18 protein-coding genes and 1 tRNA gene are annotated in these 24,543 nt (G+C 40.3%); 10 read left to right on the top strand and 9 right to left on the bottom strand.

Annotated elements, in window-relative coordinates; genetic code table 11:
* The first annotated feature begins 46 nt into the window (after nucleotides 1-46).
* From darT to GQF63_RS14440, 4 genes are all read left to right on the top strand, one after another.
* Nucleotides 47-685, top strand: coding sequence for a type II toxin-antitoxin system toxin DNA ADP-ribosyl transferase DarT (gene darT, locus GQF63_RS14455; protein WP_160369954.1), 639 nt, complete (start codon nucleotides 47-49; stop codon nucleotides 683-685).
* A gap of 2 nt (nucleotides 686-687) precedes the next feature.
* Nucleotides 688-1,746, top strand: coding sequence for a type II toxin-antitoxin system antitoxin DNA ADP-ribosyl glycohydrolase DarG (gene darG / locus GQF63_RS14450; protein WP_160369953.1), 1,059 nt, complete (start codon nucleotides 688-690; stop codon nucleotides 1,744-1,746).
* 432 nt (nucleotides 1,747-2,178) lie between these two features.
* Complete coding sequence (locus GQF63_RS14445; protein ID WP_160369952.1) at nucleotides 2,179-5,079, top strand: TrlF family AAA-like ATPase; 2,901 nt, start codon at nucleotides 2,179-2,181, stop codon at nucleotides 5,077-5,079.
* A 173-nt stretch (nucleotides 5,080-5,252) separates the two neighbouring features.
* Nucleotides 5,253-6,242 carry a DUF6602 domain-containing protein gene (locus GQF63_RS14440; protein WP_160369951.1) on the top strand — a complete coding sequence of 330 codons (990 nt, stop codon included), beginning with the start codon at nucleotides 5,253-5,255 and terminating at the stop codon, nucleotides 6,240-6,242.
* Between the two features lie 422 nt (nucleotides 6,243-6,664).
* Here the strand turns inward: GQF63_RS14440 and GQF63_RS14435 are convergent.
* Nucleotides 6,665-6,736 (bottom strand) — tRNA-Arg (locus GQF63_RS14435).
* A 302-nt stretch (nucleotides 6,737-7,038) separates the two neighbouring features.
* Between GQF63_RS14435 and GQF63_RS14430 the strand changes: the two genes are divergently transcribed.
* The 6 genes from GQF63_RS14430 to GQF63_RS14405 all read left to right on the top strand — a co-directional run bounded on the left by GQF63_RS14430 (nucleotide 7,039) and on the right by GQF63_RS14405 (nucleotide 13,053).
* Nucleotides 7,039-7,671 carry a peroxiredoxin gene (locus tag GQF63_RS14430; RefSeq protein ID WP_160369950.1) on the top strand — a complete coding sequence of 211 codons (633 nt, stop codon included), beginning with the start codon at nucleotides 7,039-7,041 and terminating at the stop codon, nucleotides 7,669-7,671.
* Between the two features lie 69 nt (nucleotides 7,672-7,740).
* Nucleotides 7,741-8,055, top strand: coding sequence for a thioredoxin family protein (locus tag GQF63_RS14425; RefSeq protein WP_160369949.1), 315 nt, complete (start codon nucleotides 7,741-7,743; stop codon nucleotides 8,053-8,055).
* On the top strand, nucleotides 8,036-8,293 hold the full coding sequence (locus GQF63_RS14420) for a DUF6952 family protein (RefSeq protein WP_160369948.1): 258 nt from the start codon (nucleotides 8,036-8,038) through the stop codon (nucleotides 8,291-8,293). The genes GQF63_RS14425 and GQF63_RS14420 overlap by 20 nt, the downstream gene beginning before the upstream one ends.
* A gap of 291 nt (nucleotides 8,294-8,584) precedes the next feature.
* On the top strand, nucleotides 8,585-11,020 hold the full coding sequence (locus GQF63_RS14415) for a PIG-L family deacetylase (protein ID WP_160369947.1): 2,436 nt from the start codon (nucleotides 8,585-8,587) through the stop codon (nucleotides 11,018-11,020).
* A gap of 11 nt (nucleotides 11,021-11,031) precedes the next feature.
* A complete protein-coding gene (locus GQF63_RS14410) occupies nucleotides 11,032-11,229 on the top strand; it encodes a hypothetical protein (protein WP_160369946.1) in 198 nt (65 codons plus the stop codon).
* Nucleotides 11,230-11,334: 105 nt separating this feature from the next.
* Complete coding sequence (locus GQF63_RS14405; protein WP_160369945.1) at nucleotides 11,335-13,053, top strand: sodium:solute symporter family protein; 1,719 nt, start codon at nucleotides 11,335-11,337, stop codon at nucleotides 13,051-13,053.
* Between the two features lie 12 nt (nucleotides 13,054-13,065).
* Here the strand turns inward: GQF63_RS14405 and GQF63_RS14400 are convergent, their stop codons facing one another.
* From GQF63_RS14400 to GQF63_RS14365, 8 genes are all read right to left on the bottom strand, one after another.
* A complete protein-coding gene (locus GQF63_RS14400; protein WP_246163548.1) occupies nucleotides 13,066-14,214 on the bottom strand; it encodes a TlpA disulfide reductase family protein in 1,149 nt (382 codons plus the stop codon).
* A gap of 2 nt (nucleotides 14,215-14,216) precedes the next feature.
* Nucleotides 14,217-15,419, bottom strand: a complete 1,203-nt coding sequence (locus GQF63_RS14395; protein WP_160369944.1) for a thioredoxin family protein — start codon at nucleotides 15,417-15,419, stop codon at nucleotides 14,217-14,219.
* A 4-nt stretch (nucleotides 15,420-15,423) separates the two neighbouring features.
* Nucleotides 15,424-16,872 (bottom strand): RagB/SusD family nutrient uptake outer membrane protein, encoded by a 1,449-nt coding sequence (locus GQF63_RS14390; protein ID WP_160369943.1) that lies wholly within the window; start codon nucleotides 16,870-16,872, stop codon nucleotides 15,424-15,426.
* 13 nt (nucleotides 16,873-16,885) lie between these two features.
* Nucleotides 16,886-20,521 carry a SusC/RagA family TonB-linked outer membrane protein gene (locus tag GQF63_RS14385; protein WP_160369942.1) on the bottom strand — a complete coding sequence of 1,212 codons (3,636 nt, stop codon included), beginning with the start codon at nucleotides 20,519-20,521 and terminating at the stop codon, nucleotides 16,886-16,888.
* An 86-nt stretch (nucleotides 20,522-20,607) separates the two neighbouring features.
* Nucleotides 20,608-21,792 (bottom strand): FecR family protein, encoded by a 1,185-nt coding sequence (locus GQF63_RS14380; protein ID WP_160369941.1) that lies wholly within the window; start codon nucleotides 21,790-21,792, stop codon nucleotides 20,608-20,610.
* A 106-nt stretch (nucleotides 21,793-21,898) separates the two neighbouring features.
* Nucleotides 21,899-22,486, bottom strand: coding sequence for a sigma-70 family RNA polymerase sigma factor (locus GQF63_RS14375; RefSeq protein ID WP_160369940.1), 588 nt, complete (start codon nucleotides 22,484-22,486; stop codon nucleotides 21,899-21,901).
* 71 nt (nucleotides 22,487-22,557) lie between these two features.
* Nucleotides 22,558-23,484, bottom strand: a complete 927-nt coding sequence (locus GQF63_RS14370; RefSeq protein WP_160369939.1) for an N-acetylmuramoyl-L-alanine amidase — start codon at nucleotides 23,482-23,484, stop codon at nucleotides 22,558-22,560.
* A 5-nt stretch (nucleotides 23,485-23,489) separates the two neighbouring features.
* Nucleotides 23,490-24,536, bottom strand: a complete 1,047-nt coding sequence (locus tag GQF63_RS14365; protein WP_246163546.1) for a DUF3078 domain-containing protein — start codon at nucleotides 24,534-24,536, stop codon at nucleotides 23,490-23,492.
* Between the last annotated feature and the right edge of the window lie 7 nt (nucleotides 24,537-24,543).

Genomic DNA, 24,543 nt, shown 5'->3' with positions numbered 1-24,543 from the left:
GAAGATTTCAGTATATTACTTAAAGTTTCTATTTTTACATTTCACAATGAATATAAATGAGAGTAAGCAATATTGTTATAGGATAGTTCATATTAATAATTTACCACTTATTCTTCGTGATGGGTTAGTTTCAAAAAATCAGGTTAACTACAATGAAAATTATGTTAACATTGGTAATCCATCCATAATTGATTTTAGAGCCAGTACTGAGGTAAAGCTTCCCGATTATAAAACTATTGGAGAATATGTATCATTTTATTTTACTCCAAAATCAATAATGTTATTTAATATTCAAACAGGATACCAAAGCCCTTTAGTTCCGAAGAGGCATCCTTCAGAAATAATGGTTTTAAGATGCGAAATAAAAAAGTTAATAACGCTTCCAAAATGGTTCTTTACAAATGGTCAAGCGAACACTTTTATTACCGATCATTTTAATGATATAACATATATAAACCAAGTAGATTGGGCGATAATAATAAATTGTGATTTCTCCAAGAAAGGAGATGACACAGATAAACCTCGTAGATATCAAGCTGAATTTTTAGTTCAAAACCATGTTCCACTAGAATATATTGATTCTATATACGTTTATAATGATGAAGCTAAAAGGACTGTCGATAATATACTTGCACAACATAAAGTCCAGCTTTTAGTTGAAGTACAACAAAACTATTATTTTTAAAAATGATTACTCTTAGCACAGGAAATTTACTTGAAAGTGAAGCAACAGCCTTAGTCAATACGGTTAATACTGTCGGAGTAATGGGGAAAGGTATTGCATTACAGTTTAAAGAAACCTTTTCTTTAAACCATAAAGAGTATAAAAACTTTTGTAAAGATGGGCATTTAAAGCCTGGAACTCTTTTATCAGTGTGGGATAGTAGTTTGCAAACGGGTAAAAAATTAATAATTAATTTTCCAACCAAAACCCACTGGAGGCAGAAGTCCAATTATGGATATATAGAATTAGGGTTAGAGTCTCTAAAGGAATTAATTATCAATAAGGAAATTGACAGTATTGCTATACCTCCACTGGGTTGTGGTAATGGGGGGTTGGACTGGACAATTGTAAAAGAAATGATCTATGAAAAATTAGCAGATCTTGAAGTTGATATTTACCTATATGAGCCAAATAGAGAAATAAAATCAATATTACAAAAACAAGAACAAAAGAAGGAAGTGAAACTAACTCCTGCTAGAGCTTCTCTTTTATATGTTTTATTTGTTTTTGAAAGTTTAGGCGAATATGCTACTATTTTTGCGGCAAATAAATTGGCTTATTTCCTTCAAAGAAAAGGACAAAAATTGAATTTGCAATTTATTCCTTATAAATACGGACCTTATGCTATTGGTGTTGAAAAAGTATTATACTATTTAAATGGAACTTACTTAAAAGGTTTAGAACAAGGGGAATTTAAGGCTTTTGAACCCCTTCAATTAAATTATGAGAAGTGGGATGAAGTTAATTTTTATGTTAATAATAAAATGAAAAGTGAAGAGACAGCCATTGTAAAGAGTATGGCAAAGTTTATTTCTAGCTTTTCTTCGGAACTTTCTCTTGAAATATTAGCTACTGTTGATTTTATTCTATATGAAAATCCTAAAGCAACAATTAATGATATTATGCGCTCGATACAGAACTGGAATGATCGAAAAACACAGTTATTTAAACGGGATATCGTCGAAAAAGTATTAAATTATTTAAATCATTATAAAACTACATTTGAAACTCAATCTTTTTAAAGCCTCATAGTATTCTACACTTAATATTGAGATCCCATATTACGTTAATATCACGGAATTTCAAGATATCATTTTTTAGTTATTTGGGATTCTTTATTTCTGGGTGAATATCCTTTATTTTAATTATTGCTCAGAATAACTGTCTACGAATAAACCTGCCTTTTTATAGCCTCTAATTCCGACAGAGCAGTCTTGCCATAGTTCTAAATACTCAATACTCCCTACTAAATACTAAAAATGCCCAGCGATAGCTGAGCATTTTTCCGTAGGGTGCAGTTGCGGAAAGTCTAACCTCGTTGAAGATTATGAAGCGATCTCGGATGCAAAGAATTTACTTGAATAATTAATATACTGATACAATCATAACGTGACTAGTTTTGAGAATTACTAATGTCATTATTTTACCCTAATTTAGTAGAAATTAAATGCTTTATGAGTAATGATATTTCTTACCCCAAAGGTTCTGAATGGCGAAAGTGGGATCTACACATACATACACCCTATTCCTTAATACAACATTTCAATGGAAGTGATATAGATGATAAGTGGGAAACTTTCATTTCTGACTTAGAATCTTTACCCGAAGAATTTCAAGTGATAGGTATAAACGACTACTTATTTATTGAAGGATACAAAAAGGTCTTGGAGTATAAGGCATCCGGTCGACTCAAAAATATCAAAACGATACTACCTGTTGTTGAATTTAGAGTGAAAAAGTTCGCCGGTCATAAGGATTTTAAAAGAATTAATTTCCATGTAATTTTTTCTGATGAGCTAAAACCTGAAATAATTGAAAGTCAATTCTTGAACGGCCTCAGTTCTAAATATCATCTCTCCCCCGGGCATACAGGTATTAGCTGGAATGGCCTCATCACAAGAGATAGCTTAGTTGACCTTGGTGCGGCTATAAAGAAAAGTGTTACTCCTGAGCAATTACCAAATTACGGTAGCGACCTAGAGGAAGGATTTAATAACCTAAATTTAGATGAAGAAGATATTTTAAAACTTCTAAGCGAGAGTACATATCTAAAAGGTCATAGTTTAACGGCAATCGGGAAGACGGAATGGGAAAGCTTATCTTGGAATGATCAAAGCATAGCTGAAAAAAAAGATGTAATTAATAAGGTAGATTTTGTATTTATTTCATCTGAGACGGTGGAAGCATGTCATAATGCTAAAGCTAAATTGACTGAACAAGCAGTTAACAATTTACTTTTGGACTGTAGTGATGCTCATTATAATTCCACAAATCTTACTCAAAAAGATAGGTTGGGAAAATGTTTTACATGGATAAAGGCCGACCCAACCTTTAATGGTTTGAAACAGGTAATTCATGAACCACTTACCCGTGTCTTAATTAGGGATGAGAAGCCAGATGCTAAAACTGACTACAACGTTATTGACAGCATAAGATTTCTTGGCAATCAAGGTGATTATTTTTCTAATGAGCCAGTTGAACTAAATCCCAATTTAAACGTAATTATTGGAGGTAAATCCTCCGGAAAGTCTTTGTTGTTGTATCACATCGCCAAAACAATCGATCCCATTCAGGTATTAGAGAAACTTGGTGTCGTTGGTGAAAAAGAATATAATCTTCAAAGTAAGATAAATGATTTTGACTTCGAAGTTGTATGGAAGGATGGTCATGCCAACAAACTTAGTGACGATCCCGACTCCCGAACCCGCCAGATAACCTACGTTCCGCAAATGTATATTAACCATCTTGCGGAGCAAAAAGGAGAGAAAAAGCTAGCTGAGCTTTTGGACACCATTTTAACCCAAAATGCTGATTTTAAAGAGTTCAAGGAGGAAGTTGTTCAAGAAATCCAAGAAATTAATCTTGAAATATCAAATAGTATAAACGAAATTTTTATTATAAAAGATAATTACCAGATTGCACAAAAGGAACTCAAAGAAATCGGTGATAAAGCCGCTATCGAAGCGAACATCTTATCAATACAGAAAGAGATTAACGATTTGAAATCCAAATCTGGGTTTACTCCCGAGGAGGACAGAATATTTGCTAAACTCGTAAGGAAAAAAGAAATTGTCACAAAAAATAAAGAAAGGGTTGAAAACTACAAGGAGAAAGTTTCAGATTATATAGGCGTATTGGAGTCACTTAAAGCTGATACAGCTAGCACTCTTGATGAAAATGTTTCTTATTGGACAGATTTAGATGGTGATGGTGATCGTTACGCACAGAACTACCTCAACGAAAACCTAGACGCTGATAAGCAAATATTGAATACGGCCTTCGATAGCTTACTTCAAAAATATAATTTGGCAAAAGAAAATTTCGATAGCTTGATTAGCAAAAAATCGCAAGCATTAATGGACCTTAATAACAAATTTACCCCTTTCAACGCGAAAATCAGCAATCAAGTTTTGTTAAATACGCTAAACGAAAAGTTAGAGCAAGACCAAGGGAAGATAAAGCAGATAGATGAAAAGCAAAAACAATTGCAGAAGATTGCCGATTATGGCAAATTGCTAAAAGGTACAATTTTAGCAGGCACTGGCAAGTTATTAAATGCTTATAATAGAATTCTTACAGAAATTTCTAAGCCCGCCCTTTCGGAAATTGGAAATGGACTTATTTTAAAGACTACCTTAGAATTAGATTTATCTTCTTTTCAAAATGGATTCTGCAGTTTATTAGATGGAAGGTCGAATTTCAATGCAATTTTTGGATCGTGCTTTAATACTGCAAATGATTACGTTTATGATGAGGCTACCCATGTTAAAAATATCGAGGTCATTTATGATAAAGTTTGGTCGTCAGAAAAACATAACATAAAGTTTAAATCAGGGTTTGGGGCTAAAGAAGCAATACTGCAACTTCTCAAAGATAATTTTAAATTTAGGTACAATATTATTTATAATGGTGATGACATCCTCCAAATGTCTCCAGGAAAACGGGGGCTGGTGCTTATGCAAATCATTCTACATTTGAGTAATGCCGAACATCCAATTCTAATTGATCAACCAGAAGATAACTTGGATAACAGAACCATTTTTAATGACCTAAATGAATTTGTAAAGAGCAAAAAGATTCAGCGCCAAATCTTATTGGTCACACACAATGCAAATTTAGTTGTTTCTACGGATGCTGAACAGGTGATTGTTGCTAATCAGAATGGACAAGACAAAGGGAAATCAAATGAAAAATTTCAGTTCGAATATATTTCGGGCGCTTTAGAAAACACTTTCAAAGTACCGTCAAATGTTGGCATTCTGAAACAAATGGGTATCAGAGAACATGTTTGTGATATTTTGGAAGGCGGTGAAGCAGCTTTTCAGTACAGGGAAAAGAAATATGGATTTAAGTAAAGTGATATGACCCTATAAAAACTGTAATAATCGATACAAATGGATATACTTAGCAACGCTGCTGAAGCAAGCCTTGGAGGGTTTGGACTTGAACACTGATGGTACAATGCTGAATTGATCACTCCTGCATTTTGTGTTTTAATTTTGTAAATTAGTGTGTACAGTTAAATTTAATGGCGAAAGGTATTCCTACAATGAAGATACAGGCACCTAATCAGGGCTGGAAACAGTTCCTAATGGCAAGAGATGAAATGTTAGCGGCATACGATAGGGCGCGTGAGAAGAGCCGTAAAAGAGCGGTACAGACCGAACACGGTAATGTTGCTGAGGCTGAGTTTCGCAGTTGGCTGACCAACTTCCTACCAAAGCGATATGCCGTCACCTCTGGCTATATTGTCTCACAGGGTATTCCTAACTCCGAGCACATGGTGCATTATGATGTAATCATCTATGACCAGATGGAATCGCCCATTCTTTGGGTGGAGGACAATCCAGACTCTTCTGACTCGGGTAGATCACGGGCCATCCCTGTCGAATACGTGTATGGGGTAATCGAGGTAAAGTCCGTGTTCAATAAAAAAAGTGTAAAACAGGTTGTCGAGCATTTGAGGAAATTGAGACCGTTGATGGGGATCCCTAAACCTTCAGTCCATGACTATAGATTTTATCTGCCCAAAACTTTCTTTTGTGCAACTGTTTTCTTTGAATTGCACAAAAGCAATGAAAAAGATTTTGCAGCACTCGATGCCTATTTAGATGGTTCAGACCTTAGAGGATTTTATGGCGGCTACATCCTTCGTCCAGAATCGCACGAAAAATATTCCAGTGGAAAGATTTTGTTCGAGTATCTGTATGATGAAGAAGAACCATGGCGCAACTCCCTGCTCTTTTGGGCGCACTCCAAATGCAAAAAAGTCGGCAAATACCATTTAAGAGCAAGAATAACTCACTCGGAAACTTACTTCTCGGAATTTGCCTTCGACATCATAGCACTATTAAAAGGTACTTACAAGCCGTACGCCTTATCTAGCATGTATGCTTTTGGTACAACAGATTGGGAAAATGGAAGCGCTGTAAGTACAACCTACGCTAACCCAGAGGATGTAAAAAGGTATCGGGAGGAGCTAGATAGAGTTCTTAACGGGAATCCTGAGGACAAGTAGCGAAAAATACTATGTATAATTCATTTAAAAATATACTGTGGGATTGAATTTGACAGGAGTTTAATTCATTTTCTAAAAATTATTGCGTGTCACGGGCCGCCCGAAATTTTAGACATAGCAAAGAGCTAAGAATAACCTGCTCTTAGTGTGTAGATTTCTGCCAAAGTAGCCACCACATTTCGTTCCAAACTGGCTAATAAACTCATTACTCAGCTTTGCAACCCCATCCCACATGAGAAATCGAACTTTAAAAAAAAGGTCTTAATGCAATAGTAGAGTGTGTTTTTAAGTTAGTCTTCAACAAAAGTCTACAGATTTCACCCATAATATCGAACTATAAATGACCCAACATTAACAGTTTGGGCCACAGATTTTTATGGGCATAAAAAAAGGAGACAACCTGTATATGGTGTCTCCTTAAGTAGCCCCGAGCAGAATCGAACTGCTATCAAATGTTTAGGAAACATCTATTCTATCCGTTGAACTACAGGGCCGCGAAGCAAAACTAGCATTTTAATAAAAATGTGCAAATATTAATTTCACTTCCTTATTTCCTGTCTATATTTCGCGATTTCCAATTTTCTTTATTATAGCTTAAAACCAGCATACAATTCATAGGCTAAATGAAGAAAAAGCTTAAGCACTCATTACCAATAAACAAGCGATTAGTGATATAGCTCATACTTATAAATGACCCTTGTCTCATATAGACAAAACCAATACTAGATAAAGATTATCAATAAAAAGGAGGCTTAAAAAAGTGTATCTTTGTGGCACAAAAGAAAAGAATAATATTATGAGTTTTACAGGTAAAAATTTCCCGAGCATTACAGTTGATGCAATTGATTATTTAGGCGACAACTTTACATTAAATTTATTTGAGAAAGCGCAACAAGAAAACAAAAAAGTATTGTTGTTCTGGTATCCAAAAGACTTCACTTTCGTATGTCCGACGGAGCTTCACGCTTTCCAAGAAGCAGCTGCTGAATTTGAGAAAAGAAACACCCTATTAGTTGGTGCATCATGTGACTCTGCAGAGGTTCACTTTGCTTGGTTAAACACCGCAAAAGATAACGGTGGTATTGAAGGTGTAGAGTACCCTTTAATTGCTGACACAAACCGCAACCTTTCTAGTGTATTGGGCATCCTAGAAATGAAAGAAGTAGAGCATCCTGAATACGGAACATTAGTAGAAGGATCAGCTGTTTCTTACCGCGCGACTTACTTAATCGACGAAACAGGTAAAGTATTCCACGAATCGGTAAATGATATGCCATTAGGCCGTAACGTGAAAGAATATATCCGTTTAATCGATGCTTATACGCACGTTCAAACCCACGGCGAGGTTTGTCCTGCGAACTGGGAAGAAGGAAAAGACGCAATGAACGCTACTCGTGAGGGCGTTGCTTCTTACCTATCTCAAAACTAATAAACGCTTAAAATAGGAGGAGGCGTTAGACCTCCTCTTTTTTTTCTCACCCTATTAAAAAAGGTTCCTATGTTACAAGAATTATCAGAAGACAACTTACAATCCATCATCGACAACAACGAAACTGTGATGGTACAATATGCTGCTTCTTGGTGTGGTAACTGCCGCATTATGAAGCCTAAGTTCAAGAAATTATCCGGTGAAAACGAGCAAGTTACATTTATCATCGTAGATGCGGAGAAATTCCCTGAATCAAGAAAATTAGCGAATGTAAATAACCTGCCAACTTTTGCTGCTTTTAAAAACGGCAAATTGGTGAACCAGGTTCAAACAAATAAAATTGAAGGATTAACAGATTTATTAAATGAAGTTACCAGTAATTAAGCACCTCACGGAATTTATTGCAGCCAATGATGTTGATTTTGTTTTAGAAACCATTGAAACATTAGAGGCATTAACCGAAGTTTCTTCTTTAAAAGATGAAGAACTGGACGTGATTGGCGAATTGATCTCCAACATGTATGGTGCGGTGGAAGTCAACAAATTAGTTCAGGAGGGCATGCCACAAAAAGAAGCCTTAAACAGCTTTATGAAGCGAGTATTAGGCTCTATCGATAAGTAAACTCAAGTGGATCAAAGATCTACTCCTTAATATCAATTATTCTTTTCCACAGAAACCTTGTGTATAACTTGGTTTTTGTGGAAAAGTTTTTTTAGAAGCCCTGCAAAATTCCATCTTATTTATAGTACTTTTATAATCGTTAAAGGTTAGACCCAAAGCATATCATCCTGCCGAAACGAACCAAAGGATTGAAAACCAGGTTTGAAGTCAAAGATTTTTAATTGTTGGTAAAAGGAATCAAAAATATTTTGATTCCTTTTATTTTTAGGAGAAACTTCGTTATTTTTAGTGATGTTTCAACGATTCCTGATCCTCATTTTTCTACTTTTAAGTGTTAGCCTCTCCGCATTTAGCCAAATAAGCTATCCCGCATCCTTAATCAAGTCAAAGTTAGATAAGCTATCCACCCTAGGGACGGTATTGTATTTTGCGGCTCATCCGGACGATGAAAACACCCGCTTAATTGCCTGGTTGGCGAATGAGAAAAACTACCGAACAGCCTACCTTTCCTTAACACGTGGAGATGGTGGCCAAAACCTGTTGGGTACCGAGCAAGGGATCGAACTGGGGCTAATTCGTACGCAGGAGCTACTAGCCGCGCGCCGTATCGATAAAGGAGAACAGTATTTTACCTCAGCCTACGACTTCGGTTTCTCTAAAACCTTTGAAGAAACCTTTTCCTTTTGGAAAAAAGAAGAGACCCTTCGCGAAGCGGTATACCTGATCAGGAAGTTGCAACCCGATGTTATCATCAATCGCTTTCCACCAGATAGCCGTGGAGGCCATGGTCATCATCAGGCCTCGGCCATCTTGGCGCGTGAGGCTTTTGAAGCTGCTGCTGATCCTAAACGCTTTCCGGAACAACTAAACACCTTAAAGCCTTGGCAAGCAAAGCGCCTGCTTTGGAACACTGCTAACTTTGGCGGGATGAACAATACATCAGAGGATCAGCTAAAGATAGAAATCGGCGATTACAACCCTTTAGTGGGCTATTCCTACGGAGAAATAGCGGCTTTAAGCCGTTCACAGCATAAAAGCCAAGGGTTTGGTGCTGCTGCCGGTCGCGGAAAGTCGATCGAATATTTTGAGCATGTTGCCGGATCGGAGGCTAAAACCAGCCTTTTTGATGGTATTGACACTTCCTGGAAAAGATTACAAGCACCTACCGAAGGCATCAGCCAATCCATAACCTCTATTCAAGATAACTTTAAAATCAACCATCCGGAGCAATCTGTAGCTTCTTTAGTGAAGTTATATGGGCTCATCTCGGCTTTAAACCCATCCGTATACAAAAGCAACAAGTTAGCCGAGGTAGAGGAGCTCATATTGGCCTGTTCGGGAATTTGGGCGGAAGCCTTAGCTCCGAAAACGAACTTTGTGTTGGACGAACAAATCCCTGTATCGACAGAAATCATTGTCCGTAACCCCGGCATTAAGGTCAAGCTAAAGGCTATCGATGGCAAAACGATTGATAAATTACTCCCAATTAACGAGCTTACGAAGTTTGAGAACAGTGTTAAAGCGGATACCTGGACGCAGCCTTATTGGCTAGAAAAGGAACATAGCTTAGGGAAGTTTGAAGTAGAAGCAAAAGATTTTGGAAATCCGGAGAATAGTCAAAAGCCTGGAAACCGCATCCTCTTGGAAATTGATGGGCAGCAATTCAGCATAGACCGCCCTTTACAGTACAAGAGTGTAGATCCGGTTTATGGTGAAATTTATGAACCCATCAGTATCAGCCCTGTTTTCACGGCGAGCCTCAATCAACAAAACCTACTGATTCAGCAAGGCGAAAAGAAAACCATCAAGCTGACCATCAAAAACAACAGCAACAAGAACCAGCAAGGAAAACTGAACTTTAAGCAATCGGATGGATTGCTTATTTGCCCCGCGAATAGCAGCTTGTCTTTTGGTCCTTATGAAGAAATTACACAGGATATTGAAATAAGTAATCCTAAGAACAGCCTATCGAGCAGTATTATACCACAGCTGAATGATAAGGCGTTACATGCTGTTAGACAGCTCGATTACCAACACATCCCAAGCATTACTTGGTTTCCACCGGTTTCTTTATCGGTGAAAGCCTTACAGCTGAATAACCCGATCAAACGCGTTGCCTATATTCCAGGGGCTGGCGATTTAATCCCAGCATCTTTAGAAAATATCGGCATTCAGGTAGATCAACTTGCTGAACAACAAATCAATTCGGCGATGCTGGCGAATTATGACGCTGTAATTGTTGGAGTTAGAGCCTATAATGTCAGTAAAACGGTCGACCGCTGGTTGCCTCAAGTACTAGCCTACGTAGAGCAGGGAGGTACTGCATTAGTCCAATACAATGTCAACTCGCGCATGGGGACTGATAGATTAGGGCCCTATCCTTTTCAAATAAGCCGTAATCGGGTGACCGAGGAGGATGCCAAAGTAACATTTACCGCAGCAAAAGATCCGGTATTAAACTATCCGAATAAAATTACCGCTGCTGATTTTGAGGGATGGGTTCAGGAACGCGGGCTTTACTTTGCTTCGAATATGGCCAAAGAATACCGCACGCCGCTAAGTTTTGCCGATAGCAAGGAGAAGCAGGATCGAGGATCTTTACTGGTTGCAAAATATGGGAAAGGCAAATTTGTCTATACCTCGTTGGCCTTTTTCCGACAATTACCTGCCGGAGTGCCCGGAGCTTATAGATTATTTGTAAATTTGCTGGCTAACGAAGAACAATAATTAAAAATATAATGGAAAATCAAATTGAAAATTCTAAGGGTATCAATGCAAAAGGTATTATTTTATTAGTAGGTGTGATCTTGGCAGCTCTTACTGCATGGGTTGCTACTGGAACTTTCTTAGGTGTAATTCAAGGTATTGTTGGCGGCTTAGTATTCGCTATTATCTTTATCTCCGTATTGTTGCCATTTAAACCGCATGACAGATAATGGACTACCACCATTCGTAAGAAGTTGGAGACAATTCTATTGGATTATTGTCCTCTGGCTCTTCGTTTGTATAGTCCTGATGTACATATTTACTAAATACTTTGGATGAGTAGTATCGATTGGATAGTACTCATCCTTACCTTGCTCGCCATCGTATGTTATGGCCTGTATAAGAGCAAGAACGTCAAGAATATTGACGGCTATATCCTCAGTGACCGGTCTTTGCCCTGGTACACCGTCGGATTATCGGTGATGGCTACTCAAGCGAGCGCAATTACCTTCCTCTCAGCTCCCGGACTTGCCTACAGCTCTGGCATGAGTTTCGTCCAGTTTTATTTCGGATTGCCCTTAGCCATGATTGTACTCTGTGTTACTTTCGTGCCTATCTTTCATAAACTCAAGGTATATACCGCCTACGAGTTTTTGGAAAAACGCTTCGACGTGAAGACCAGAATACTCACGGCAGCACTGTTTCTAATCCAGCGGGGGATATCAACGGGTATCACCATTTTCGCTCCAGCTATTATCCTGAGTACGATTCTACACATCGACCTTACTTTAACAACCCTTGCTATCGGTGCTTTATTGCTGATTTACACTGTATATGGAGGCACCAAGGCCGTTTCTTACACGCAGTTGCTACAGATGTCCATCATCTTCGGCGGCTTGCTTCTAGCCGGTGTATTGGTGGTGTATCTACTTCCGGAGCATGTAGGCTTTAGCGAAGCTTTACATATCGCTGGGAAATCGGGAAAAACAAATGCCATAGACTTCACCTTAGACCTAGACAATCAATATACCGTATGGACAGGATTAATCGGCGGATTTTTTCTGCAACTCTCCTATTTCGGTACAGACCAAAGTCAAGTGGGTCGATACCTAACAGGTTCTTCCGTTCGGGAAAGTAGACTAGGTCTACTAATGAATGGCCTCTTGAAAGTGCCTATGCAGTTTTGCATCCTCTTAATTGGGATATTGGTTTTCGCCTATTATCAGTATCATACTCCGCCTTTGTTTTTCAATGAAAAGGAAGTTGCGAAGATAGAAAACAGCCCGTATAGCAAGGATTATCAGGAAATCATGCGTCGCCATGAGCAAATTAGTACCGAGAAAACCGAGGTAGTTAATTCTCTTACAAGTGCCTTAGGTCAAAAAGAGGAGCATAAAATAGAAGGTATTCGTGAAGAATTAAACGAATACAATAACCAAGAGAAGGCTTTGCGTGAAGAGTTGATAACCTTAATCAAGAAAAACGACAGCACAGCCGACACAAATGACAACAACTATATATTCCTGTCCTTTGTGAAAGATGTGTTCCCAAAAGGCTTAATTGGGTTGTTAATCGCGATAATATTCCTGGCCTCCATGGGAGCCACCGCCAGTGCGATCAATTCCCTATCATCAACTACCATTATCGACATCTATAAGCGTTTCGTTAAAAAAGAAGGCGATGATGCGCATTATTTACGTGCTTCTCGTTTGGCAACCCTCTTCTGGGGGATATTTACAGTAATTATAGCACTGTATGCCAGTAAGCTTGGGAATCTGCTGGAAGCCGTGAATATCTTAGGGTCCTTATTCTACGGCACTATATTAGGTGTTTTTCTTGTAGCCTTTTACCTAAAAAGTATCTCAGGTAAAGCCGTATTTTGGTCGGCTGTTATTACGGAAATTATTGTAATCGTTATTTGGCAAATGAATGTAGTCGCCTTTCTATGGTTAAATCTGATAGGCTGTGCATTGCTAATTGCAATTGCCTATCTGCTGCAGCAGACTTCTGGAAACCCCACAGCAAAGGAACTAACTAAAAAGGAGGCTAATTAGCCCCCCTTCTATTTATAATATTTCTTTTAATTTATTCATCAACGCATCTCCATGTAGGTTCTTCGCAACGATTCTTCCTTGCGGGTCGATCAAAAAGTTTTGCGGAATAGCTTGTATGCCATACAGTCCGGCAACCTCATTCTTCCATCCTGTTAGATCACTAAGGTGATGCCATGGCAAACCATCCTTTTCAATTGCTTTTAACCAATCACTACGTTTGCCTGGGTTATCCAGCGATAAGCCGATAATCGTGAAGTTTTTATCCTTGTAAGCCTGATAAGCTTTCACCAGGTTCGGATTATCTGCACGACATGGGCCACACCAGGATGCCCAGAAGTCCAACAAAACATACTGACCTTTAAAATCTGTTAGTTTTACCGGCTTTCCTTCGAGGTCTGGTTGCGTAAAGTCCGGTGCTACTTGACCTACCGCCAAACGCTTCGCTATCGCTAAGTTCTTCGCTAATTCTTGGCCCTCCGGCTTTTGCTGTAGCTCCTTATCCAGCGATTGAAACAGGGGTTCTATCTTATCTACATCAATGCTATAGCCCGCAACTTCCTTTAAGGACAACAAACTAAAATAGGATTGTGGATGCGCCTGAATAAATGCAACTTTCGCTGCATCTATTTCTTTTTGCAGTGCATCAAATTTAGCTGTCAACTTTAGCATTTCCTCCTTATTGGGTTCTGCCTGCTTGTACATGGCTGATCGTTCTTTCGCTAGTTGTTCATAACTGCGGTTATAGGCTTCCATGTGTTTCTCAAAAGTAGCATACTCATCTTGAAGTGCAGAGCCTTTAATGCTTGCGTCTTTAAACGTATCTCCAAAACTTACTTTTGTTTCGCCGGCATCTACATACATATTTAAGCGCTCCAAGCTATTAGTGCGGCTCTTGCTGAAGAAAGGCTCTCCATTTGCAGCATAATAAAGATTCAATGCAGTAGGGCCTTTTGCTCTTCCTTCATAAACGGTCGAATTCTTCAGTACAATGGAATCTATAACCAATTCCCGATCAATAAAATAACGAACAAATATTTTCCCAGCCTTATTCAGCGGTTTTTGTTCTATGCTAATGCGGAATTTACTTTCCTGCGCCCCTGCCTGTTGAAACCCGAAGGCTAACAACAGTGCCAATAGCCATATATGATTTTTATACTTCATGCTTAAATACTTTTTGCGCGTTCAACGAGTTTATCTGCTAATTTTATAATCTTCGAGGTTTCAAATTCGGCCAATGCTCTGGCAGCCTCGGCGGATTTGATGGCTTCTGCTTTCTTTTTCTGCGTAATGCAGATATCGGCTAAGGTACCTTGGTTTGAGTAGGAATCAGGATTCAAAGTTACCGCCTGCTTGGCAAGTACATAACATTGCTCGATTAGCTTCGCTGATGGTTCGGTACCACGGGCATACTTACCGGCAAAGCGTCTGGCGATAAAGCTCAAGCGATCATCATTCTCCTTCAACAGACCTTTTCTAAGGCTGTTCGTCAGTTTGATAAATTCAGCATCTGTACCATGCACTCCAGCCCATTCCACTTCATACATGGCAGCTTCCTCCTGCTTCTCCACATCTTTGCTGTTTTTGAAATACAGTAATCCCTTGTCAAACTCGGCTTTGTTGTTATTCCGAATGTAGTCATACATGGCATATCGAAGGAGCTTTTGCTCCATCTGCACATATTCCTCCTGAGGTACAGCTTGTGCGAAATAAGGTTTGTTTTTCAAGAAATAAGAACCGTACCAATCGTTTCCATTCTGGGTAAGTTGGGTTATGGCTTTCCAGCCTACAGGAGATTTCATAAAGGTATCAGACTTTGCCATCTCATCGAGAGCAGCTCTAGCGGGTTGAGCTAAAGCACCATCGACTTTGCTCATCACAGCAATATAACGGAGCAAGAACTCCGGGTCACGATTTCCTTGATCGAACGCTGCTTTGATGGTAGGAATTTGGAATTCCTTTTTCGTAGCTTGTTGTCCATCTTTTAAAAACGCATCTGCCTCCATACGGCTTTGGGTTCTGTACATTAATTCCCCATCGGCGTTCAAAAATAAATAGGTTGGAAAGCTGTTGATTTTATAGTGTTTCGCTAAATCTATCCCCTCACCTACTTCACAATCCACCTTGATATTGATGAAATTAGCATTGTAATAGCTGGCTACCTCGGTAGTATTGAAAACATTTCCTTCCATCCATTTACATGGCGCACACCAGGAGGTATAGCCATCCAAAAAGATCAGTTTATTCTCTTGTTTTGCTTTCGCTTTTGCTTCGGCAAAGTTGATGTTTTGAAAAGCAATCGCCTGTTGGGCATAGGTTGAAAGACCGATCAGGACAAATAAAACACCTAAAATCAGTCGTTGTATCATGTTATTAACGTTCATATTGCGGAATACTAGGGTTTAAGGATAAAACTTTAGGAGGAACAGGTAGAATCATGCGATTATCGGAAACCGGCATCGAGAAACTCTGATCGCCAAGCTTATGGGTCACATTGCCTGTTAAATCTTTAGAAATAGCGAGACGCTTCATGTCAATTAAACGTGTACTGGCGGTATAAGGAATCTCCCGACGTCTTTCATCAAGCACCATTTCTACAGCCTTCTCCTTACTTAATCCAGCTACATGCACATTGTTTTTAATGCGTTTATCACGTAGTTTATTCAACCAACTTAAGGCTTGGTCTACGGATCCTTGGCGGGCTTCACATTCCGCAATAATCAAGTAGAGTTCCGGCGTATTAAATCCGGTATTCATTTCCACATAAGGAGCAAATAGCGTTCTTCCCGGAAAACGGACAACATTCGCACCAAAGGATGCAGAGTCAGCGCAAAAGAATAACTTCAAGCGCATATCTGTGGCTCCAGCAGGTAATGATTTCTTATAGGTATCCAATAGGCTTGCAGAGGCATATACTTCCGCATTCATCGCCCCGTAGGTACTTGTTCCCAAACGCCCCCAAATGGTTTCCTTATTTTCGCGAACATCGGGGAAAGGCACGTCTTCATCGCCTACCAAATGTACCCTGCCCCAGGTGGTTTTCAATTTGGTGGTGTATTGGTTATAATCTTCCAAATATTCATTCAGTTTAATGGCTTCCTTAGCATTGGTCAATGCTGCAGCGTAATTTCCCTTATATAGGTTCATACGGCTTAGGAAGGCAAATCCAACGGTTTTTAAGGCTTGGAATTTATGGGCAGAACTACTTGCCAGGTGTGGCAAGGCATCGTTTAAGTCAGCCTCTACCAGCTCGTAAATCTTAGCAACCGATACACGCTCATAGGGTTCATTGATGTTTTCAGAAAGCACCATAGGCACACCTAGGTCAGTGCTAGCTGTTGCAGGATCATAATGCTTAGCATAAATATTAACTAAGGTTAAGTATTCAAAGGCACGGCCAATTTTCGCTTCCGCCCATACGCGTTTTCTTTCGCTTTCTTTGCCATCAATGGCGTTCAGCACATTATTAATCACCACGTTATAGGTAAAAATATGACTATACGCTGCTTCCCAATACGGATCGTATTGACCATCTTCGAAAATAGCACCATGCTCAAACATGTAGAGTCTTTTCTTTACTGTTGGCAAGCTTTCAAAACTCGTGCTCTTGTTCACATCAACAGGATCACCGGCCTGCACATGGTCAGAAAGATAATCTGGGTATGCTGGCGATGCGCGAATCAAGCTTAAATCATTAATCAGTAACTGATAATCATTCAATAATTCAGGAATGGTAAAACCTTTCGGTTTTACATCCAGGTAGGAATTACAACCTACCAGGAATAGTGTTGCCATGAAGGCGAGTATGCAATATTTTTTCATGTTGTAATCTTCTTTAAATACCTATAGATAAACCGAAATTATAAGTCACAGGAGCTAAAACCCCTCTTGTAGAAACCAAGGAATACCCCGACCACACCTCCGGATCAAGATTATGGGAGTTTGCTGTCCAACGCCACGCATTCAAAATTTGCCCTGTCAGGCGCACATGGCGAATCGGCGTTCTGCCTAACCATGCTTTCGGTAAAGTATAGGATAAGGAAACATCGCGCAACTTAATGTAGTCTGCTTTTTCAACAAAATTATCTGCGGCATTATAAAGGTCTGTCACATTGCCAGAAGCACCGGAAAGGAAAGCAGGTGCCAAATCAGGATTCTGCTCATCTCCAGGTTTCTTCCAGTAATTCAACCAAAGGCGATCGAAGTTGCTGTTGTAATTAAGTTCGGCGAACTTGGTTAAAGTTTCCGGATGCACGGTACGCATAATATGCCCACCGTTAAACACAAACATAAAATCTAGATTGAAGCCTTTGTATTGGAAGCCATTTCTAAAGGCCAGACTATAAGGAGGAACGGTAGTACCGTTAAAGATCATATCGTCCATGGTAAGCTGTTGGGTAGATTTCACAACTGTTCCATCCTTTTTCTGCGCCAAAGGCTCACCTTTTTCATTCAATCCTACATAATCAATACTGTACATACTTCCCACAGGCTTTCCTACACGGTTTTGAGGCGCATAATAAAAGTAATAAGGTGTGTTCTGCTGCACATATAAATGCGTAATCTCATTCTTGTTATAGCTAAAGTTCAAGGTAGAGTTCCATCTAAAATGTTCCCTAACAATAGGTTTAGCATTTAAGCCAAGCTCAATCCCTCTGTTTTGCATATTACCATAATTCATATCTACGATATCCCAGCCCAGGGTCGGATCTACGGCGGTTGGACCTAACAAATCCGTTGTTTTCTTATTATACAGATCGATGCTACCGTTAAGTCTGTTTTTAAGAAGCGCGAAGTCGATTCCAAAGTTCAATACATCGGTCCGCTCCCAACGTAAAGATGGGTTTGGCGGCGTTGTGATGCTAGCCTGCATCTCGCTGGTATAGTAGTTCAAGCTAGGGCTCACTCTTGAAATAAGGTATGGGCCATTTTCCTTCGGCACATTCCCGTTCACCCCATAAGTCAAGCGAACAGCCCAACGGCTTAACCAGTCTTGATCAAATGTTGGCATTTGATAGATCGCGCCCACCGACCATAAAGGTTTATATTGGGTTTTGATATCAGTACCAAACAGATTCGACTGATCCATACGAATACTTGCACTTAGGGTCAGGTTTCTTTGGTAGGTATAAGATCCATTGGCGTAAAAGGAAACAAAACGATCCAATATATCGCTAAAGCCAGTTTCCTGCTTCCTTAAGGTATAGCTGTTAAATATCGCCTGTGTATTCGGAATATTAACCCCGAACAATTCTTCATTAATTCCTTTATAAACTAAGCTGCTTTCATCATATCCATATTTATAGATATCCGTAAAGCGGCTATTAATTTGTCTGCGCTCCGCTCCGGCAATCACATTAACATCATGCACGCCTTCAAAAGACTTCTCAAAATTCAACTGACCTCTTAGGGTATACGAGTTAATGTCCAATCTACGCTCTGAGAACTGCCCTCCAAGCGGCACATTCCGTTTAATAACGCCATCCTTATCAATTTGAGTCGCATCATTAATTTGAGCCATCACCGTTTGATTATCTTTGGTGAAGGTCGTTCCGTTATAGCCTTCGGTACGCTCGGTTTGGTAAGAAACATCGAAGGTAAGTCCTGGCATCAGGTTGAAATTAGCACCGAAATTTAAATTGATGTATTTGTTGGAGTAATTAACCTTTCTATTATTAACCTCATTTATTGGAATATAGGTTTCATCCAATAAGCCAAGGTCATTTAGGCGGTCGATTTCAAATTGCGACTTGCTATTGTACCACTGTGCCGCCGATCCATCTTCATTTCTCAACAGGTAATAAGAGGCCTTTCCGCCCATGTAGTTATCATAGAAATTGAACCCTATGGCACCGTTCTGCTTTTGATTCTTACCCAAAACATTTAAGTTTAGGTTCATCCAATTGGTCAGTTTAACAGAGTTTTTGATGTTAAATCCAATGCTCTCAACAACAGGTCTATCTTTATTATAATCGCCCGGCTTATTGTAGTTTACAGAATAATAATACTTAAACCGATCGGAAGCTCCGGACAGGGAAAGGTTATGTTGCTGATCTAAAATATGCGAGTTCAAAAACTCATCCATGTGATCGAAACGATTTCTATTGCGGAATACATCTAACTGGCGCTCCAACTCTACCGCATCAATTTTCCCGCCTTTAAATTCATAAAGCGTTCTATACACATCGCTCATGGCCTTTTTAGGATCCAAACTAGCATAGTCGCCAGAACGATAGTTAAACATTTCCTTTTGGAAGTCCACCAATTCGGCACTGCTCATTTGATTAAGGTATCCACGATCTGGAAGGCCACGCAACACCAAGGTATTCGCATAGTCAATTTTCGCTGGCCCTTCTTTTCCCATTTTTGTGGTAATTACGATTACCCCGTTAGACGAGCGAACCCCGTAAATAGAAGCTGCTGAGGCATCCTTCAACACGGTCATGGTTTCCACATCATTCGGATTAATAGCCGTTAAATCGCCTTCATACGGCATCCCATCCACCACAATAAGGGGTGCAGCTTGCGCATTTAAGGTTGAGGTTCCACGCACCACAATCCCCACATCGTTCTTTTTATTCATCGGGTTTGCGGCGGCTTTATTTAAACTCAGGTTCATCCCCGGTAGCAAGCCCTCTGTCCTATCCAGGAAGTTGGTCTGCAAGCGGCTTTCCATGTCTTCGGCATTAATTTGCGCGAAGGAACCGGCAGCCCTTTCCTTACTGATCTTTTGGTAACCGGTATTCACCACCAGTTCAATGCCTTCAATGCTATTGTTAAGTTCTTCCAGTTTAATATCCCCTAATTGCGCTTTTGCGGAAAGCTCTACCGGCACATAGCCTACACAGGTAAAAACCAATACCTGCTTATCGATATATTGCTTATCGAAGGAAAACTCCCCATTGCTATTGGAAGTGGTAACCACATTGGTTCCTTTAATCCGGACAGTCACCCCACTCACCGGTTCCCCTTCCTCATTTACCACCCGACCGCGAATGCTTTGCTGCACATAAATAGGTGTTTCAGCAAGCTTAATCGGGTTATTGCTCGGCGAGGCTACAGCTTTCTCCTTGATAACGATGGTTTTATTCTCGATCTCATAGGTCAAGTCCAGTCCATTCAAAATCAAAGGCAAGGCTTCAGCCAAGGGCTTCCGAACAATGTTGACATCGATTCTTGCCGAAGGTTGAATATCTTGCGCCGACCATAAATAATGGTAGCCCGTTTGTTTATTAATATCCTTAAAGACTTGCCTTAAAGAGACCTTATCTCCTTTCAGAGACACCACTTGGGCCATCCCTGCCGACCACACCTGCGTCAGGAACATGGTCATTAAGACAGAAAAAACAGATAATCTCATAATACATCTTCTCCAGGCCCCGGCAGCAACTGGCTGACGGTCTCGTCCATAGCTTAATCCTGCAAAATAAGCCCGTTGTTGCGAGCCACTTTGCCCATAATTTTCATACATTTGATTAGGTTTTAAATAATTAATTTCACGATGATTGTTTGACCTATTATGAGCAGGAGCGCCGCAATCGCTTCTGCTTTTTTTGGTTATTTAGTATTCCTTTTCACTAAAATCTTCTGATCCTTCACGATAAACCGCACTTTACCGGTCAGCTCCAGAAGATTTAATATTTCTTTTAACTGCAAGTGTTTCGACACCAAGGCTTCAAAACGAATATCGGCCAAGCGTGCATCCTGCAGCTCAAACTTCACATTATACCAACGCTCCAATTGTGCAATAATTTCGCCCAATTTCTCCTCATTAAACACAAATTCGCCCTGTTTCCAAGCCATCACAGTACTCATATTCACGTTTTGTTTCTTCAGGCGCTGTCCAGTGGAAACCGCTTGTTCTCCCGGATATAACAGCATCTGCTGGGTATTCATGGCTATTTGTACCTGTCCTTCCAAAAGGGTTGTCGCTGTGGTCTTTTCTTCAGCAAAGGATTTCACATTAAATTGTGTCCCCAATACTTCCACGCGCTGATCTTTTGTCTGCACCACGAAGGGTAGTTTATTCGCCTTTCCCCAGGTACCTGGTAGCTGCAAACTGGCCACCTCGAAATAGGCCTCTCCCTGCAGATTGACGATACGTTGGTCTTTTAGGCTTTCGTAAGTTAGTGTTGTATTGGAGTTCAGCCATACCTTGGTGCCATCAGGCAAGGTCATGTTAAACTGTCCACCCATAGGTGTTGCAACCGTAAAAGAGCTTAAGGCCTGCTTTTCAGCCTGACTTAACACCGGATTTCCATCCGCATCTTTCATATTAGAGTCTATCCGAATGCCAGAAGCATCTTCCGAAAGCTCAATGGTCTGACCGTCTGCTAGAAGCAGCGTTGCCTTGTCGCTTCCTGGCTTGATGGAATCCGCAAATTGCTGATCTTCCTTGATTTTATTAGATTGATACAAGAATACGCCAAAGGCCAATAGGCACAGGGCAGCTATAGCCAGGGTCCACTTTACCCAAGCTTGTCCTTGCATCTTACGCACAGGGGTTTGCTGTGCAGGCTCAAAAAGCAGACGGTGCTTTTCCCAAGCCCCATCAGCATCCTGCTGCTTCAACTGCTGTAGATCCTGATACAGCTTTCCCTTATCGTCAAAATAAGTCAGCAAGTCCTGATTAACCGCATCTTCGGCCAACCAGCTTGCCAATTGATCCTTTTGCTGTTCATTCAAAGGCTCGATATGACGGTAGGCTAGAATCTGTATAATATGTGTAGGAATATTTTTCATAATGAAGCAATCCCTATAAAAACAAAATTGGGAAAGGATATCTCTACAAGGAAATCAAGAAAAGTGATAACACACTGTATTACAGCGAAATAATTTTCACAATTTATTAAAAATCGAAGAATAAAAGTAAGAATAGAAACTGCTCGGGAGATAGCTTTTCCTTGAGGAAGGATAGGCCCCTCGCCTTTTGGTTATACACCGTGCCGCGGGCTATGTTCAATTGATCGGCGACTTCCTGTGGTGTAAGGCCTTCAATAAACATCAGCTGCATCACCTGCTGACATTGATCCGGAAGTTGCCCAATGACTTGTTCAATTGTTTTCAGGGTTTCTAGATAGATGATTTGCTGTTGTACCGGAAAACTGGTCCATTGATCTTGCTGCGCCAGGTAATGCTCTTCCCGTTTTTGTAAACGCTTAAGCTTATCAAAATGATTTAGAGCCGCATTTTTACTGGAAATATAAAGGAAGCCTCGGATCCCTTCCAAGGAGTCGAAATCAGCACATTTATCCCATAATTTTAAAAACAGGTCATTCAGCATTTCCTCGGCCGGGAAAGTGTCAACACCCATTTTCTGAAGAAATAAACAAAGTGCGGGGTAATTCCTTTTGAAGATAATCTCAAAGGCTGCCGTTTCACCTCGTTTAAATTGCTCCATCAAGAATTGCTCATCTGTATGAAGGTCCCTTTTCACTATTCAATATTAAATAATTTTTAAGATAAATTGAACAGCTTCTTAACCTAGGAGCGCAGAAAGGCTGGAATTTAATAGTATTTCCGATATAAATCGTATATAATGGCTTTATCCCTATCGGTAAGTTGTCCGGTCAAATCCGTTTTCACGTACTTCTTTTTAAAGGCACGAATCGCGGCTTCTTGGTTTTTCATGTCATAACCAATCAGCTTCAGTGCATCTATAGGGTTAAAGGTTGCCGGGGCCGGCAATAAATAAGACTCATTATACCAGATCCCGAATCCACGCGCAGCTAGCTTATCCCAAGGGAAAAACACACTGGGATCGTCCTTTCTACCGGGTGCAAAATCGCTGTGCCCAATAAAATTAATCTGCGGGATATTGTATCGTGTTTTTAAGGTATCTAATAAAATAAGTAGGGAGTTGATCTGTGCTTCAGGAAAAGGTTCTCGGCCATTATTATCCAGCTCAATTCCTAAGGAAATGGAGTTCATATCGGTGATCTGCCCCCATTTTCCCCGACCAGCATGCCAAGCCCGAATATAGTCGTTCAGCATTTGCACCACACGACCGTCTCTTCCGATCACATAGTGGCTACTTACTTTTGTATGTGGCAATTGAAAGGTACGGATGGTTTGCGCGGTGCTCGACTGCGAAGTATGATGAATCATCACATACTGCGGCTTACGCCAGTCGAAATGCATGGCCTGCGCATAGTCGTATTCTTTATGAATACCGCTGTTGTAAATCAATCTTGCTTGTTCTTCGGGCGTCAGGGGCACACTATCTAAGGCACCCGCGACTCTTGCGGCTTGATTCGCCAATTGGCTCCCTACAGGAACCGAATCTATAATGACCTTGGTTTCTTCCACCACCTTAGCGGGGTTGATGACGGCCGTTTGCGGACTTTGCAATACCGTAGTTTTCTTGGCGGTCGAACAAGACGCCAAGAAAAACAAACCCAACCCTACACACAAACAAGATTTAAGTCTCAACATCTACACTATTTTGGTAAATTCAGCAGGACACCTACTGCTAAAGCCTGGTTCCATTGAATATTACCATCCATGGCTGAATCATATAACAAGGTACCACCTAGCGAAACATTAATTAGGGAAGTCACCTTCGCAGAGAAGGTCGCATCCAAACGGTGCGCCGGATCGTTCATATCCTGGTAATCTGCAAAAAGATTATAACGTGCTTTCAGGTTGATGTTTTTCGCAATATTACGGTCTAAGATCGCCGTTAGCTGGAAGGCCAGTTCGTTTTTAAAGTTCTTTCCTTCTTCTATACCGAATTTATCACCGGTACCTTTAGTTGGGTCTTTCGGAAACGGATAAACCCCATAACGCTGGAAGTAGGCCGCCGCCGAACGCGGTTTGATACGCTCGTCCAGAATAATTGTCTGACGGGCCGTACCTGTACCGAAACGTAAGGAGAAGGTATTATCCGGCTTGTACTCCAAACCCAGGGATTCCGTAAAGTAACCCGGCGACATAAAGGACGATTTTACACCAGTAATAGAATCCTGACCATCTGCATTCTTTGCATAGGTATAACTGTTATCGAACTGCGATTCAAAAGTAAACGAGGTATAGATCGCCCAACTTTTCGAAAGTTTATAGGAAAGTTTATTATCCCAGAAAATACGGTCATTATTCGGCTTTGCCATTTGTCCTTCATTCCGAATCTTTCCATATTTCATATCCAGCTCTGTGGTGAAGTTGAAATTATTCTTATTGTATTCTGATTTATGCCAGATTAAGCCCAAAACGGCCCAGGAGTTAATCCCCCCCAATTGCCAGTTATCACTGAAGGCGGCCTGGTTAAAGTTTACCCCCAACTTGGTCCAATGCTTCCAGTAGTTCACTTCCAAATCGAGTTTCGGGATAGGCACATTAATATTCTTTACATTCAGGGCCTTCCCTGCTTCCTTTTGGTTTAAGGAGCTATCCGGTTTTACGCGTAAATCTTTTAGATCCTGCGCTTGAGCTATTGAAAAACCAAGCATCAAAAGTAAAAATGGTACGAGGTAGAACTTTATCTTCATATTATTT

It is taken from the genome of Sphingobacterium humi (genome assembly GCF_009768885.1).
GTDB lineage: Bacteria > Bacteroidota > Bacteroidia > Sphingobacteriales > Sphingobacteriaceae > Sphingobacterium > Sphingobacterium humi.
Note: the sequence above shows the minus strand (reverse complement) of the source record. Positions and strands in the feature narration are given on the sequence as shown.

Excerpts from the sequence above, each read along its gene's own strand:
- GQF63_RS14425 (WP_160369949.1), top strand. The coding sequence starts at position 7,741 with ATGTTACAAGAATTATCAGAAGACAACTTACAATCCATCATCGACAAC.
- darT (WP_160369954.1), top strand. The coding sequence starts at position 47 with ATGAATATAAATGAGAGTAAGCAATATTGTTATAGGATAGTTCATATT.
- GQF63_RS14420 (WP_160369948.1), top strand. The coding sequence starts at position 8,036 with ATGAAGTTACCAGTAATTAAGCACCTCACGGAATTTATTGCAGCCAAT.
- GQF63_RS14365 (WP_246163546.1), bottom strand. The coding sequence starts at position 24,536 with ATGAAGATAAAGTTCTACCTCGTACCATTTTTACTTTTGATGCTTGGT.
- GQF63_RS14400 (WP_246163548.1), bottom strand. The coding sequence starts at position 14,214 with ATGAAGTATAAAAATCATATATGGCTATTGGCACTGTTGTTAGCCTTC.
- GQF63_RS14395 (WP_160369944.1), bottom strand. The coding sequence starts at position 15,419 with ATGATACAACGACTGATTTTAGGTGTTTTATTTGTCCTGATCGGTCTT.
- GQF63_RS14370 (WP_160369939.1), bottom strand. The coding sequence starts at position 23,484 with ATGTTGAGACTTAAATCTTGTTTGTGTGTAGGGTTGGGTTTGTTTTTC.
- GQF63_RS14445 (WP_160369952.1), top strand. The coding sequence starts at position 2,179 with ATGAGTAATGATATTTCTTACCCCAAAGGTTCTGAATGGCGAAAGTGG.
- GQF63_RS14430 (WP_160369950.1), top strand. The coding sequence starts at position 7,039 with ATGAGTTTTACAGGTAAAAATTTCCCGAGCATTACAGTTGATGCAATT.
- GQF63_RS14380 (WP_160369941.1), bottom strand. The coding sequence starts at position 21,792 with ATGAAAAATATTCCTACACATATTATACAGATTCTAGCCTACCGTCAT.
- GQF63_RS14415 (WP_160369947.1), top strand. The coding sequence starts at position 8,585 with ATGTTTCAACGATTCCTGATCCTCATTTTTCTACTTTTAAGTGTTAGC.
- GQF63_RS14440 (WP_160369951.1), top strand. The coding sequence starts at position 5,253 with ATGGCGAAAGGTATTCCTACAATGAAGATACAGGCACCTAATCAGGGC.
- darG (WP_160369953.1), top strand. The coding sequence starts at position 688 with ATGATTACTCTTAGCACAGGAAATTTACTTGAAAGTGAAGCAACAGCC.
- GQF63_RS14405 (WP_160369945.1), top strand. The coding sequence starts at position 11,335 with ATGAGTAGTATCGATTGGATAGTACTCATCCTTACCTTGCTCGCCATC.
- GQF63_RS14410 (WP_160369946.1), top strand. The coding sequence starts at position 11,032 with ATGGAAAATCAAATTGAAAATTCTAAGGGTATCAATGCAAAAGGTATT.
- GQF63_RS14390 (WP_160369943.1), bottom strand. The coding sequence starts at position 16,872 with ATGAAAAAATATTGCATACTCGCCTTCATGGCAACACTATTCCTGGTA.
- GQF63_RS14385 (WP_160369942.1), bottom strand. The coding sequence starts at position 20,521 with ATGTATGAAAATTATGGGCAAAGTGGCTCGCAACAACGGGCTTATTTT.